Source organism: Streptomyces sp. NPDC111628 (assembly GCF_055635195.1).
Genome location: NZ_JBVKBZ010000009.1, coordinates 322573 through 336839, shown reverse-complemented (window position 1 = coordinate 336839; position 14267 = coordinate 322573). Strand labels below are relative to the sequence as shown.

Annotated in this window: 13 protein-coding genes; 4 read left to right on the top strand and 9 right to left on the bottom strand. The window is 71.3% G+C overall.

Features of this window, described 5'->3' with window-relative positions; all coding sequences use genetic code 11:
* Positions 1 to 133 precede the first annotated feature (133 nt).
* From ACZ7MF_RS39060 to ACZ7MF_RS39020, 9 genes are all read right to left on the bottom strand, one after another.
* Positions 134 to 1459, bottom strand: a complete 1326-nt coding sequence (locus tag ACZ7MF_RS39060; protein WP_471483033.1) for an ammonium transporter — start codon at positions 1457 to 1459, stop codon at positions 134 to 136.
* A 56-nt stretch (positions 1460 to 1515) separates the two neighbouring features.
* On the bottom strand, positions 1516 to 2457 hold the full coding sequence (locus ACZ7MF_RS39055; protein WP_471482943.1) for an urease accessory protein UreD: 942 nt from the start codon (positions 2455 to 2457) through the stop codon (positions 1516 to 1518).
* A gap of 1 nt (position 2458) precedes the next feature.
* On the bottom strand, positions 2459 to 3079 hold the full coding sequence (gene ureG, locus ACZ7MF_RS39050; RefSeq protein ID WP_471482942.1) for an urease accessory protein UreG: 621 nt from the start codon (positions 3077 to 3079) through the stop codon (positions 2459 to 2461).
* Positions 3080 to 3144: 65 nt separating this feature from the next.
* A complete protein-coding gene (locus tag ACZ7MF_RS39045; protein ID WP_471482940.1) occupies positions 3145 to 3927 on the bottom strand; it encodes an urease accessory protein UreF in 783 nt (260 codons plus the stop codon).
* Positions 3928 to 3932: 5 nt separating this feature from the next.
* On the bottom strand, positions 3933 to 5657 hold the full coding sequence (gene ureC / locus ACZ7MF_RS39040) for an urease subunit alpha (RefSeq protein WP_471482938.1): 1725 nt from the start codon (positions 5655 to 5657) through the stop codon (positions 3933 to 3935).
* 1 nt (position 5658) lies between these two features.
* Positions 5659 to 6105: an urease subunit beta gene (locus ACZ7MF_RS39035; RefSeq protein WP_388522985.1), complete on the bottom strand. Its 447-nt coding sequence runs from the start codon at positions 6103 to 6105 to the stop codon at positions 5659 to 5661.
* The gene (locus tag ACZ7MF_RS39030) at positions 6102 to 7016 is read right to left on the bottom strand and encodes a sirohydrochlorin chelatase (protein WP_471482936.1); all 915 of its coding nucleotides are present in this window, start codon (positions 7014 to 7016) and stop codon (positions 6102 to 6104) included. Before ACZ7MF_RS39030 ends, ACZ7MF_RS39035 begins: the two co-directional genes overlap by 4 nt.
* Before the next feature lie 2 nt (positions 7017 to 7018).
* A complete protein-coding gene (locus ACZ7MF_RS39025) occupies positions 7019 to 7324 on the bottom strand; it encodes an urease subunit gamma (protein WP_402554180.1) in 306 nt (101 codons plus the stop codon).
* Between the two features lie 58 nt (positions 7325 to 7382).
* The gene (locus ACZ7MF_RS39020; RefSeq protein WP_471482934.1) at positions 7383 to 8375 is read right to left on the bottom strand and encodes an urea transporter; all 993 of its coding nucleotides are present in this window, start codon (positions 8373 to 8375) and stop codon (positions 7383 to 7385) included.
* 128 nt (positions 8376 to 8503) lie between these two features.
* Here ACZ7MF_RS39020 and ACZ7MF_RS39015 point away from each other — a divergent pair, with 128 nt between their 5' ends.
* From ACZ7MF_RS39015 to ACZ7MF_RS39000, 4 genes are all read left to right on the top strand, one after another.
* Positions 8504 to 8995 (top strand): fluoride efflux transporter FluC, encoded by a 492-nt coding sequence (locus ACZ7MF_RS39015; RefSeq protein WP_471482932.1) that lies wholly within the window; start codon positions 8504 to 8506, stop codon positions 8993 to 8995.
* The gene (locus ACZ7MF_RS39010; RefSeq protein WP_471482930.1) at positions 8995 to 9369 is read left to right on the top strand and encodes a fluoride efflux transporter FluC; all 375 of its coding nucleotides are present in this window, start codon (positions 8995 to 8997) and stop codon (positions 9367 to 9369) included. The genes ACZ7MF_RS39015 and ACZ7MF_RS39010 overlap by 1 nt, the downstream gene beginning before the upstream one ends.
* Complete coding sequence (locus ACZ7MF_RS39005; protein ID WP_471482928.1) at positions 9366 to 11339, top strand: FUSC family protein; 1974 nt, start codon at positions 9366 to 9368, stop codon at positions 11337 to 11339. The genes ACZ7MF_RS39010 and ACZ7MF_RS39005 overlap by 4 nt, the downstream gene beginning before the upstream one ends.
* A 559-nt stretch (positions 11340 to 11898) precedes the next feature.
* The gene (locus ACZ7MF_RS39000; protein WP_471482926.1) at positions 11899 to 14175 is read left to right on the top strand and encodes a bifunctional glycosyltransferase/CDP-glycerol:glycerophosphate glycerophosphotransferase; all 2277 of its coding nucleotides are present in this window, start codon (positions 11899 to 11901) and stop codon (positions 14173 to 14175) included.
* Positions 14176 to 14267: the final 92 nt, after the last annotated feature.

Here is a 14267-nt window from a genome sequence, read left to right as displayed (position 1 = left end):
GCTCGAATCACCAGTTGTTCGCGGCGGTTGTCCGCAGCAGGTGTTCGCATGGTGAAATTTCCTTCACCATCATCTGACGCCGAGTCTCGGCCTCCCGCGCACCACTGTCAACGGGCGAACCGGACACCCTGCCTCAGCCGTCCCTGTTCTCCCGCAGCAGGCGCTGGATCTCGGCCAGAAGTTCCCGGTCGCTGCCCCGGCCGGCGCCCGCGAGGGCGTCCAGGCGTGCGGCGGTGCGGAAGTCGTAGGCCCGCTCCTCGTCCCGCCCCGGTACGGCGGCGTACGTCTCCTTCTGGGCGAAGCCGACGACGGCGTCCACGGCCTTGGCGAGGATCCAGGTCAGGACGAAGGAGAAGGCGGCCACGGCGAGGATGGCGACGATCTGCTTCCAGAGCAGGGAGCCGCCGCCCCCGTAGAAGACGCCTTCCTTGCCGCTGACCGTGGAGGTGGCGAAGAAGCCGACCATGAGCAGTCCGACCAGGCCGCCCGCGCCGTGCACGCCGACCACGTCCAGGGTGTCGTCCACGTTCAGCCGGTACTTGAGGGTGACGGCGAACGCGCAGACGAAGCCCGCGACGAGTCCGGTCACCAGCGCGCCGCCGGGGTCGATCTCCCCGCAGGCGGGGGTGATGGCCACCATGCCGGCCACGGCCGACGAGCCCACGCCCATCATGGTGACCCGCCGGGTGCGCCAGTACTCGACCAACGGCCAGGTGACCATCGCACCGGCCGCGCCGAGCTGGGTGTTGATGAAGGCCGTGGCGGCGGTGCCGGTGTCGCGGACGGCCGACCCCGCGTTGAAGGCCAGCCAGCCGAACCAGAGCAGCGCGACGCCGATCATGACCAGGGGGATGTTGTTGGGCGTCGGCTCCTTGCGCCGGAAGTCCGCCGGACCTCTGACGACCAGCGCGACGGCCAGCCCGGCGATGCCGGAGTTCAGCTCCACCGGCAGGCCCCCGGCGAAGTCCAGCGCGCCCAGGTGCTTGGTGATCCAGCCGTGCTCGGTGTCGAAGACCCAGTGCGCGACCGGCACGTACACGATCAGCAGCCACAGCACCGAGAAGACCAGCCAGCCCCGCATCGTGGCCCGGCCGGCGATCGAGCCGCTGATCAGCGCCACCGTGACGATGGCGAAGCCCATCTGGAAGGTGGCGTACACATAGGTCGGGATGGACCCGGTCAGGGTGTTCGGCTCGATGCCGCGCAGGAAGGCGTGGTCGAGGTTGCCGATGAGTCCGACGCCTCCCACGTCGGGGCCGAAAGCGAGCGAGTACCCGACGATGAACCAGAGAATGGTGACGAAGCACAGCGAGGCGAAGCTCATCTTGAGCATGACCAGGATGTGCTTGGTGCGGACCATGCCGCCGTAGAAGAAGGCGAGGGCGGGGGTCATCAACAGCACCATGGCCGCCGCGGCCAGCATCCAGGCGGTGTCGCCCGAGTCGTAGGCGGGGGGCATGGGGGCGGGCGCGGTGATCACGGGCACGGTCTCCTGAGCGGGCGGGGGCGGTGGGGTTACGGTTTACGCAGGTCGGGTACGGGGTGGCCGGTGAGCAGCCGGCGTACGGCGTCCCACGCGGCCCGGACGGCCTCGGTGACCCGGGGCTCCTCGTGGCCGAGGATCCGCACCCAGGCCCCGCAGTCGTCGGGGAGCACACTCGCCCCGTGCAGGACCTCACGTCCCTCCAGGGACGCGTGCAGGGCGTCGGCGATCTCGGCGGCGGGACGCCTGCCGCTCACCACGAACAGCGAGGCGACGTGGTCGTGCCCGGCGAAGACGCCCGGGCCGTCCACTCCGCCCGCCCGCTGCGGTGTGAGCCGCAGCGTGTCCACCGCCAGCAGGGTGCCGTCGGGCCGGCGGATCTCCAGGTCGCCGGTGAGGACGGTGTACGCGTGCCGCTCGCCGCGGGCGAGCCGGCCGGCGGTGACGGCCTCCCCGTAGACGACCGTGGCGTCCTCGTCGACGGTGAGCACCACGTCCTGGTGGAAGCGCGCCCCCCGGAAGGGGATGAGCGGATCGGGCAGGTACTCGACGTAGGCGCCCTCGTCCGCGCTGAGCCGCACGAGCTGGGTCGCGTAGTCCTGCTCCATCCGGTAGACCTTCGTGGCCGCCTGCGTGGTGAACAGCGCCTGGGTGCCCGGACCGCACCGCAGGTCCTGGCGGTAGCGGTCGGCCTGGGCGACGCCGCCGCCCGTGGCCATCACGTAGGTGCACGCCATGCCGGGCAGCGCCGGGTCCACGTAGAGCGGGCGCATGATCTCCAGCGGCGTCTTCTGGTACCGCTCGACGAGTTCGGTGCGCTCGCCCCGGCGGACGAACCCGAGGTCGAGGATGCCGACCTTGGCGGGCGAGCCCGGGCCCAGGGTCTCGGGTACGGCGGAGAGCGCCGACAGCTCCCGGGGAAGCCTGCCTGGCTCGTAGTACTCCGGCGCGAGCCGGTCGCGGACGGCCGGCATGTCAGATCAGGACCTCACGCCGGGACTCGAGGAAGGCGAGGACGTCGTCGACGCCCTTTCCGGTGAGACAGTCGGTGAGCACCACGGGCCCCTCGCCGCGCACGGTGTGGGCGTCGGACTCCATGACGCCGAGGTCGGTGCGGACGTACCGGGCGATGTCGATCTTGTTGATGACGAGCAGGTCGGAGTCGGTGATGCCCGGCCCCCGCTTGCGCGGCATCTTCTCGCCCTCGGCGGTGTCCAGGACGAAGACGAACACGTCGACCAGGGCGGGGCTGAAGGTGAGGGTCAGGTTGTCGCCGCCGCTCTCGTAGAGCAGGACGTCGGTGTCGGGGAAGCGTTCCAGCATCTCCGCGCCCGCAGCCAGGTTCATCGTGGGGTCGTCGCGGACGGCGGTGTGCGGGCAGGCGCCCGTCTCGACGCCCACCACCCGGTCGCCCTCCAGCACCCCGTCGAGCGTGCGGCGGATGTGCTGGGCGTCCTCCTGGGTGTAGATGTCGTTGGTGATCACGGCGGGCCGATGACCCCGTTCGATCAGAATCGGCACGAGGGCCTCGATGAGGGCGGTCTTGCCCGATCCGACGGGTCCGCCGATTCCCACGCGCAGCACGTTGTCCCGCACTTGCCTTCCTCTTCTCCTGGTCGTGCCCGCCGGCCCTCGCGGCCGGCGGACGGGTCGGGTGGTGGTCAGCTCGCGAACAGCCGTGCCGGGGCCCGCTCGTGACGGGCCGACATGACGTCCACCGCGTACGTGGTCGCACCGAGGTCCTCGATCCCGCGGTCCACCGCCGCCCGGGTGGTCTCCTCGATCACCGGTGCGGCCTGTCGCAGCAGGCTCTGGGCCAGCCGGTGGTCGGTCAGCCGCAGCCGCAGCGCCGCCCCGGCGAAGCTGGCGCAGAACGCGAACAGGTCGGCGGCGACGGCCTGCCGGACGGGCACCCCGGTCGCCGCGTACACGACGCCCGCGGCGACGGCCTGGGTGCCCGGTGCCCGGCGCTCCGTCACCACGCGGTGGTAGTGGGCGACACCGGGCGCGCCGAAGACCTCGGCCGCGAGGTCCAGCAACTGACGTCCGGTCCGCGTCGCCGCCTGCCGCGTCTCGCGGCCCAGCTTCGTGGCGTACAGGCGGCGGTCCGTCGCGGCCACCGCATCCCAGTCGTCGGCCGCGGCGGCCCGGTGGGCCAGGGCGAGCGCGGTGGCGTCGGCCGGGCCGACGCCGTGCCGGAGCACGTCGTGCAGCAGCGCGGCCAGGGAGTCGCGGTCGACCGCCCCCTGCTGCACGAAGCCCTCCAGGCCGTGGGAGAGGGTGTAGAAGCCGCTGGGAAACGCCGAATCGGTCAGTTGCAGGCCGACGAGGAGGTGGTCCAGGTCGAGGCCGGGAGCCGCCGCGTCCGCGCCGCCCGACCCGTCGTCGCCCGTCACGTCGTCCTCGGCCACCTCGGCCGTCGTGGTCCTCTCGTCGCGGTACATCGGGCTCAGGCGAGGAAGAAGAGCTGGTTGAGGGGGAGTTTCTGGGCCGGTTCGATGGTCGCGACCTCGCCGTCGACCGTGACCTTGTACGTCTCCGGGTCCACCTCGATGTCGGGCAGCACGTCGTTGCGGACCATGTTGTGCTTGCCGATCGTGCGGGTCTTGAGCACCGGCAGGACCCTGCGCCGGAGGCCGAGCCTCTCCGGCACCCCGGCCGCGATGCCGGCCTGGGACATGAAGGTGACGTGCGTCGACTGCATGGCGCGCCCGAACTGGCCGAAGGACGGCCGGTAGTACACGGGCTGGGGGGTGGGCAACGAGGCGTTCGGGTCGCCCATCTGCGCCCAGGAGACGATGCCGCCCTTGATGACCATCTTGGGCTTGGCGCCGAAGGAGTGCATGGGCCACAGCACGATGTCCGCGAGCTTGCCCGCCTCCAGCGTCCCCACGTAGTCGGCCACCCCGCATGCGATGGCCGGGTTGATGGTGGCCTTGGCGAGGTAGCGCAGCACACGCTGGTTGTCGTTGCGCGCGGAGTCCTCGGGCAGCGGGCCGAAGGCCTCCTTGCACACGTGCGCGATCTGGAAGGCGCGGGTGACGGATTCACCGACGCGGCCCATGGCCTGCGAGTCGGACGAGATCATGCTGATGATGCCCCGGTCGTGCAGGACCGTCTCGGCCGCGATGGTCTCCGCCCGCACCCGGCTGTCGGCGAACGCCACGTCCTCGGGGATGTCGTGGCTGAGGTGGTGGCACACCATCACCATGTCCAGCAGCTCGTCCACGGAGTTCTTGGTGTACGGCAGCGTCGGGTTGGTCGACGACGGCAGGATGTTGGGCTCGCCGGTGACCCGCAGGATGTCGGGGGCGTGGCCGCCGCCGGCGCCCTCGCTGTGGAAGGTGTGGATCGTCCGTCCGTCGATCGCGGACCGGGTGTCCTCGAAGAAGCCGCCCTCGTTGAGGGTGTCGGTGTGGATGGCGACCTGCACGTCGTGCCGGTCGGCGACGGCCAGCGCGTTGTCGATGACGGCGGGGGTGGAGCCCCAGTCCTCGTGGACCTTGAGCGCGGCGGCGCCCGCCTCGATCTGCTCGTCCAGCGCCGCGGGGAGGCTGCCGTTGCCCTTGCCCATGATGCCGATGTTGACCGGCAGGTCCTCGGCCGCCTCCAGGATGCGGGCGATGTTGTAGGGGCCGGGGGTGCAGGTGGTGCCGTTGGTCCCGTCCGTCGGCCCGGTGCCGCCGCCGAAGAGCGTGGTGATGCCGTTGCTGAGCGCCTGCTCGCACTGCTGGGGCGAGATGAAGTGCACGTGCGAGTCCAGCGCCCCGGCGGTGGCGATCAGGTGCTCGCCGGCGATCACCTCGGTGCCGGTGCCGACCACGAGCCGGGGGTCGACGGCATCCTGGGTCTGCGGGTTTCCGGACTTGCCGATCCCCGCGATGAACCCGTCCTTGACGCCGATGTCGCACTTGACCACGCCGATCACCGGGTCCATGACCACCACGTTGGTGATGACCAGGTCGAGGGCGCCCTGCGCGGCGGTGGCCTGCGGATCCGAGGCCATGCCGTCGCGCATGGTCTTGCCGCCGCCGTAGACCACCTCGTCGCCGTACGAACCCTCGCGGACGTCCTTCTCGACCTCCACCACGAGGTTGGTGTCGGCCAGCCGGAACCGGTCGCCCACCGTGGGGCCGAACAGGTCGGCGTACTGCTTGCGGGTCAGGGTCGGCATGTCAGTTGGATCCCTTCTTCTTGGACTTCTTGGCGCCGCCCTTGCCCGGCTCCGCCTTCTGCGTGCCACCGGTGCCGCCCGTCCCCCGGAACCCGCGCTGCAGCGCCCGGCTCACGGCCTCGACCCTGGCGGGGTGCGACTTGACGCTGCCGTTGAGGAGGCCGCTGAAACCGGTGAGGCGGCCGGTGCCGGCGTAGGCGCACAGTTCGACCTCGCGGGTGCCGCCGGGCTCGAAGCGGACGGACGTGCCGGCGGCGATGTTCAGGTGCATGCCGAGCGTGGCGTCGCGGTCGAACTCGAGGGCGGAGTTCGCCTCGAAGAAGTGGTAGTCCGAACCGACCTGGACGGCCCGGTCGCCGGTGTTGCTGACCGTGACCTTGAGGGTCCGCCGGCCGGCGTTGATCTCGATCGGGTCGTCGCCGTACTGGTATCGCGGAGGGAGTTTCATCGAAGGCTCCTGCTGGATGGGAGGACGTGGGGGACGGAGGGGACGCCGTGGGCGGGGACCGGAGCCGGGGCGGCGGGTACGGCGGCCGGAGCACCGGCCGCTTGGCGGGCGGAACCGCCCTCTCCCGCACCGTGCCCGTGGTCGTGACCGTCCGGGCCGTGGCTGTGGCCGTGGTCGTGGTCGTGACCCTCCGGACCGTGGCTGTGGGAGTGCCCGTGGCCGTGGGTCGCGGTGAGGGCGCGGGGCAGGCCGTCGTCGCCGTGCCGGTCGCGCCGGTGCCAGGCGTCGCGGACGCGCGCGTCGAGTACGCCCGCCGTCGCGGACGCCGTCAGGAGCGGCCCGCCGGTCTCGCAGTGCGCGGGGGCCGGCACGCCCGGCGTCACCCAGGCGGCCGCGAGCAGCACGACGCGCTCCGCGCCCAGGGCCCGGCAGCGCCGCACGCCCTCGGCCGGGTCCGGGTCGCCGCCGGCGAGGGCCACCTCGACCGTGCGGTGCCGGCCGTACTGCCGCACCAGGCGCGCGATGCGGAACAGGTCCGCGTCGGCGAACGGGTCGCCGGAGGGCGCGGTGACCAGCAGCGCCCGGTCCCGCGGCACCCGCGTGGCCGCCGCTCTGAGCCAGCCGACCAGGTGCTCCGCGGTCCCGAACGGCTCGGCCAGCACGGTCCCCGCGCGCTCCTCGGGGGACAGGCCCAGCAGGGTGCGGGCGGCGTCGGCGACCAGCTCCGGGTCGCGGCCCAGCGTCATCGGCACCACGCAGACCTCCTCGCCCCGGGAGCGCGACGCGCGGACGCGGCGGAGCAGTTCACGCCCGCCGGACACGCAGGAGACACGGGGATCCACCAGGTCCCGCAGGGCGTGTCCGCCGTCGCTCTCGTGGCCGCAGACCGCGACCACCGTGCCGCGGCGCACGGTCAGCCGCCGACCGGGTCGTGGCAGGAGACGAGCTTGTTGCCGTCGTCGAAGGTGGCCTCGACCTGGAGCAGCGGCAGCATCTCCCGCACGCCCGGCATGGTCTGCTGCTCGCCGACCACCTGCCGGCCCAGTTCCATGCAGTCGGCGACGGTCCTGCCGTCCCGGGCGGCTTCCAGGATGGCCTCGGTGATGAGCGCCACCGACTCGCTGTAGTTGAGTTTCAGGCCGCGCTCGCGGCGTTTGCGGGCCAGGTCGGCCACGACGTACACCAGCAGCTTGTCGATCTCTCGGGGGGCCAGGTTCATGGGACTGCCTTCCTCGGTGACGCGGGGGGCGTGACGCGGTCGTGGGCGGGCCGGGTGGTCAGGAGTCGTCGGCGCGCAGGGTGATGCGGGACAGGACGGGCACGGCCGCCAGCAGGGCCCAGGTGGCGATGTTGAACGGCCAGGTGAAGGTGTGGCTGCCGAAGGACTCGAACAGCACCGACAGGGAGGCCGTCAGGGCGGTGGTGGCGGCGGCGGCCAGCACCGTGTAGGCGAGGTTCCAGCCGGTGGGACGCAGCAGGACGACGCCGAACGCGAGGCTCGTCAGGACCGCGTTGTAGCCGTAGATCCCCTCGCCGATCAGTGCGGCCGGGGCGCCGAGCGCCCACGCGGTGAGGATCCCGACGACGCTGCCCAGCACGGCGTACAGCCCCACCCTCCACCCGGCCAGGAAGAGGCCGGCCAGCATGATCAGGCCGACGTACCAGGTCTCGACGAAGAAGATCTGGGAGACGTTGGAGAAGAAGCCCTGCCACAGGTCCGTCCAGCTGACGTAGGGGCTCTTCGGTGTGGCCGGGGTGACGGCGGACGCGGGCGTCCCGTGCCAGACCCGCTCGAACGAGGGGGCGCCGAGCACCATCACCAGGGAGACCAGGCAGAACGGCCCGGTGAACGCCTTCAGGCCGAAGGGGCGCAGCAGGTTGCCGAGGGCTGCGGTGATGAGCGTGCACGTCACGGCCGCGCACACGGCCATGACGTAGGTCGAGGGGTGGTGGCCGAGATACACCACCATGGCGATGCCGCCCAGCACACCGCAGTAGGTCATCAGCCCCTGGGTCAGGGAGTCGTGCGAGACCGCCAGCAGCCGCGCCGTCAGCGTGGAGACCGCCGCCCCGATCGTGGCGAACAGGCCGATCTCCCAGCCCGCCACCCAGAGGGCTACGAGGATGACGAGCGAACACCACACGCTCGCCTGGAAGTCCACCTGTCCCACGCCGCGCAGCGCGCCGAGCGCGGTCCCCTTCCAAGGGTGCGCGGCCGTCCGCGGCGGTGGCGGAGCCCCGGGACCGTGTTCGGACGACTGCCAGGCCACGCGGGCTCCTTCGCGCAGGACTTGAGGCCCCCGACGAGCCATCGAGGGGCAGGGGAACTGTCGTCCGTGCACGCGCGGCCGCATGATCGATCGCCAGCTAGTGTGACGATATGCACCTTATTGGCGATATGCACCTTCACTCGCACCCGGACTCCACGGCCGGCTCACGGATGCCCGTGGTCGCGGCGGTGGCGGTGGGTGGTGCGGGAGGCGCCCTGCTGCGCTACGGAGCCTCCCGCCTGTGGCGCAACGGCAGCGACGCCGCGCTGCTGTGGCAGACGGGTGGGGCCGCCTTCCCGGTGACGACCCTGCTGATCAACGTGGTGGGCTGCTTCCTGATGGGCGTGCTGACCGTCGCGCTCAAGGAACGGTTCACCGGCGCCCCGCGCCTGCTGAACCCCTTCCTCGGCACCGGTGTCCTCGGCGGCTTCACGACCTTCTCGTCCTACACGGACGACACCCGCCGGCTGTTCGAGAACGGTCAGCCGGGCTACGCCGTGGCCAACCTCCTGCTGACCGTGGCGGGGGCCCTGTTGGCGGTGGTCCTGGGCGTGGTCGTGGCACGCCTGCTCCTGGGGCGGCCCCGGGGTGCGCGGACCGGAGAGGGCGGTGGTTCCTGATGGGTGAGTGGCTGCTGGTCCTGGCGGGCGGAGCGGTCGGCGCCCCCGCCCGCCATCTGATCGGTACGGCGACGCGGGAGCACCTGCGGTCCTCCTTCCACTGGGGCACGTTCCTCGCCAACATGGCCGCGGCCCTGCTGCTGGGCTTCCTCGTCCAGGCGGGCACCGAGGGAGCGCTCGGCGAGTCCGGCCAGGCCCTGCTGTCCACCGGCTTCTGCGGCGCGCTGTCCACCTGGTCGACGTTCTCCAACGAGGTCCACTCCATGGCGAGCGCCCGCCGGCTGGCCGGAGCCGCCGCCTATGTGTGCGTGACGGTCGCCCTCGGTCTGGGGCTGTCGTTCGCGGGCATGGCGGTCGCCCAGGCCCTGTGGTGAGCGCGGCCGCCACCCGGACGGCGCACCGGTGGCGGGCGGCACTGCCGCGGTTCGACCGGGGGCGCGCCGCGCGCTCGCTGCTCGCCTTCGGGTTCTCCCTCGGCACGGTCACGGCGGTCGGCGGGATCCACTACGGGATCTTCGCCGCGATGGGCTGCTACGTGGACGCGTACGGCGCCCGCGACCCCTACCCCCGGCGGGGGCCCCTGCTCGTGATCCTCTCGGCGGCCTTCCTCGTGGCCTTCGCCGCGGGCTCCGCCGCCGCCGGAGAGGTGTGGGCCATGGTGGGGGTGCTCTCCGTGGTCTCCGTCGCGGCCACCCTCGTGGTGCGCACGCTGCGGCTGAGCGGACCGGGCAGCTACTTCGTCGTCCTCGTCGCCGCCATGGCAGCCTTCCTGCCACCGGCCCCGCCCTCGGAAACCGCGGTCCGGGCCGGCTGCCTGGCCCTCGGGGCGGCCGTGTCCTGGCTGGCAGGCATGTCGGGCCGGCTGTCCCGCCCGTACGGACCCGAGGAGCGGGAGGTGTCGGCCGCCTTCCGGTCGGTGGCGGACTTCGCGGAGGCACGGACCGGCGCCCGAGGAGGCTCCGAGGCCGGGACCGGGGCTGAGTCCGAGGCCGGGACCGGAACCGCGGCCGGGGCCGGTGTGCCGGGGCCGCGGGGTCTTGCCTCCGTCACGGGGCCGGACGCCTACGCGGCCGTGCACCGGGCCTGGGCGGCGCTGAACGACGCCCGCGAAGGACACGGCGAAGAGAGCGCACCGGAGCCCGCGCCCCGGCGGATGACGCTGTACGCCCTGATGACCGGGCTCGAGACCCTGCTCGACACGGTGCAGAACGCAGCGGAACGGGGCGGGGAGCCGGTGTCGCCCGAACGGGTCGCGTGGCTGCGGGCCGCGGCCGGGAGGATCGCGGCGGGCGGCGTGCCGGGCCCCTGCCCCGGCGGCCCGGCCACCGCTCGGGAGCTCCTGGAGACCGCCCACCGGCTGTGGCCGGTGCCGTTGCCACCCCGCAAGAGCCTGCTCGCGGAACTGCGCCGCCTGCTGTCCCGGTCCTCCCCCGGTCTCCCGGTCGCCCTCCGGGTCGGGCTCGCCGTCGCGGTGGGCACCGTGCTGGGCGCCCTGCTTCCGCTCCTGCACCCGGCGTGGGTGGCGGTGGGCGGGGCAGCCGCCCTCCAGGGCGGCCCCGGCCAGCAGCCCGCCCGGCGCGCGCGGGCCCGGTTCGTCGGAACCGTGAGCGGGGTGGCGCTCACGGCCCTGGTCTTCCACTCCTACCAGCCGGGCACCTGGGTGACGGTGGCCGTCGCCACCGTCGCGCACGCGGTCTCGCGGGGCCTGCCGCCCGGCGCCCTCCTCACGCGCACCCTGCTGAACACGCCGGTGGCGCTGCTGCTGGTCGCCACCGCCGTCCCGACCGGCCTGGGCCGGCTCGCCGCCTTCCGGCTCCTCGACCTGACCCTCGGACTGATGCTCGGCGTGGCCACCGCGCTGCTGCTGGGCGGTGTGCCCCGGCGGCGGGTGTGCGCGGCGGTGGCGAACGCCGTGGCCGGGACGGGGGCCGCCGTGCAGGAGCGTCTGCGGACGGGGGCGGTCCGGGTCGCCTGCGAGGGCATGGCCTGGCAGCGGATGACGGAACTGTGGGACATGCACGCCGCCGTGCCCACCGAGGAGATCCGTACGAGCGGCACGGCGGACCGGCTGTGGCCGACCGTCCTGGCGGTACGACGCCTGCTGTCCTGGACGGTGCTCGGCCGCCTGCCGGCGCCGGATCCCGACGCAGCGGCCCTGGTCGGGCGCCATGTGGAGGCACTGACCGGTGCGGCCCATGCGGGTCTGCCCGGCTCACTCGCCCTCCGACGGTCCCTGTCCGGGCCACCGCGGGCTCCGGAGTCCGCGCACCATCCCGAGCTCCACCGGAGGCTGGCCGACCTGACGAGCGCGCTGGCCGGCCCCGACGCCAGACTTGAACCCTAGCCGCCAACCTCCTCTGACCTGCGACGACACCGTGGATTCGCCGGATTCCCGCAGAACTGCGCGGATCCTCCCGGGTGTGCTCGCCAAGCCCGGCCGGAGTGTTCCCGTGGGAACACGAGCGACACGACACCCGCTGTCGCGCACAGCCGCTCCGGGTCAATCGGGTGGCCTATGGCACACGTTGAGGTCAAGACGCATGCGGCCGTCGGGGAACCGATGCCGTCAAGAGGCCCGTTGGCCGGAAACGACGCATTCCCGCCACTCATCGGCAGAAGCCGAAGACCGGGCTTTCACGTTCCGAAAGGAGGCGCAGGCGCATGATCACCGACTACGTCACATCACCGTCGACCACGAAGTCATGATTCACGTCACAGGCCGCAGGATCGCCGAACGGAGCGTCAGGCCATGCGCCTAACATATGAACTGTTCGTCAGTGTATCCTGCCTCATCTGTCAACCACGCGCCTGCCCTCCAGGCCCCCAGGATGACGAAAGACTCAGGACCCGAACCCGAACCCGGACAGCGAACCGGTGCGGTCGAAGGATTGGAAGAGCAGGGCGTGTCGAAGCCGCGTATCAGCGTGATTGTGCCGATTTACCAAGTTCAGCCCTTCTTGCAGGAGTGTCTCGACTCCATCCTCGACCAGTCCTTCCGTGACATCGAGGTAATCGCCGTCAACGACCGCTCTCCCGACCGCTGCGGAGAGATCGTCGACGAATACGCCGAGGCCGACGAGAGGGTGCGGGCACTGCACCTGCCCGAGAACGTGGGCCTGGGCCGGGCACGGAACGCCGGCATGGAGATGGCGCGCGGCGACTACCTCTTCTTCCTCGACAGCGACGACACGCTTACGCCCGGCTCGCTTCAGCTCATTGCGGACCGGCTGGATCAGACCGCCGACCCGGATGTTCTGATCTTCGACTACGCGCGCACATTCTGGTGGGGCGGGGAGACGCGCAACAGCCTGGCATCCGTCTTCAGGACGCAGGGGCCGGAGGTCTTCACTGCGAAGCAGAGACCGGAGTTCCTCACCCTGATCATGGTGGTGTGGAACAAGGTCTACCGGCGTGAGTTCATCGAGCAGCGCGGCTTCGAATTCCCCCCGGGGTACTACGAGGACACTCCCTGGACCTTCCCGGTCCTGATGGCGGCCGACCGGATCGCCGCCCTCGACCACGTGGTCGTCCACTACCGCCAGCGCCGCCAGGGCAACATCCTTCGCACCGTCAGCCGCAAGCACTTCGACATCTTCGACCAGTACGAGCGGGTCTTCGCCTTCATCGACAGCGACCCGTCCCTCGGTGAGTGGCGGGCCCAGCTCTTCACCAAGATGATCGACCACTTCATCGCCATTCTGGCGAAGAGCAACCGAGTGCCTGAAGAGCTGCGCGCCGAATTCTTCGCACAAGCACATCGTCACTATCGGCGCTATGTGCCGACCGGCTACGTGCGGCCAGAGGGACACACGGGCATACGGCACGCACTCATCGCACGCGGCGCCTACCCGGTCTACCAGACTCTGAAGGTCGCCAACAACGGCCGACGCAAAGTCCGCAAGACGGTGCGCGAGACCCGGAAGAAGGCGGCCGTCAAGCGGATGGACCGCCTTTACGAAGCCGCACTCAAGCAGCCCGTCGACCAGAATCTGGCCGTCTACTCGTCCTACTGGGGTCGCGGTTACGTGTGCAACCCCGCTGCTTTGCACGCAAAGGCCAAGGAGATAGCCCCGCACATCAAGGGCGTGGTCGTCGCCAAGCCGGACGAGGTGAAGAAGCTCCCGCCCGGCACCGATTACGTGATCCCGGGGACCGCCAGGTACTGGGAGATCATGGCGCGCGCCAAGTACTTCTTCAACAACGTCAACTTCGAGGACCGCTTCGTCAAGCGGCCCGGCACCGTCCACGTGCAGACGCAGCACGGTACGCCGCTCAAGACCATGGGCATCCACTTGCTGCCGCACCCGGTCGCCGCGAAGGGCACCAACTTCAGGAAACTCCTGGAGCGCTCGGACCGCTGGGACTACTGCATCTCCTCCAACCGGTTCTCCTCGGAGATCTGGGAGCGGGCCTTTCCGTGCTCCTTCGCACCGCTGGAGAGCGGCTACCCGCGCAATGACGTCTTCTACACGTCGACTGCCGCCGACGTCCGTCGCATTCGGGAGGGGCTCGGCATTCCGCGGGGGAAGACCGCCGTTCTCTACGCGCCGACCCACCGGGACTACACCAAGAGCTACGTCCCCCAGCTCGACGTCGCCCGTCTCGCCGAAGCCCTCGGTGACGAGTTCGTGGTGCTGATGCGGGGCCACCACTTCTACGAACAGACCGCGGAACTGCGAGCGTTGCAGGATTCGGCCCGGGTCATCGACGTCACCTCCCACACCTCCTCGGAGGAGCTGCAGCTCGCCGCGGACGTGCTGCTGGCGGACTACTCGTCGATCATGTTCGACTACGCCAACCTCGACCGGCCGATCGTGATCTACGCCAACGACTGGGACGCGTACAAGATCTCCCGCGGTGTGTACTTCGACGTCACGGAGGAGCCGCCCGGGCACGTCGCTCGCACCCAGAACGAACTGCACGAGATCTTCGTCAGCGGCGCTTGGCGCAACGAGCAGTCGGACACCCTGCGCGACACCTTCCGCCGCAAGTTCTGCGAGTACGACGACGGCCGGGCGGCCGAGCGGGTCATACGGCAGATCATGCTGGGTGAGTCGGCGGACAGGCCGCCGGTCGTGCCGTTGGACGAGCGGACGCCGGCCCCGTCGCCGGAGGCCGCCGAGGCCGGCGAGACGGACGTCATGAAGTCAACCGTGGTCGGCCCCAGGGCCGCCGCCTAGCCTCCTCCCGGTCGGAGCGTCGGCGCGTTCCTCAGTGGCGTGCCGGCGCTCGGTGTCGAGACGTCGACGCCGGCTGTCTGGCGCCGCTGCTT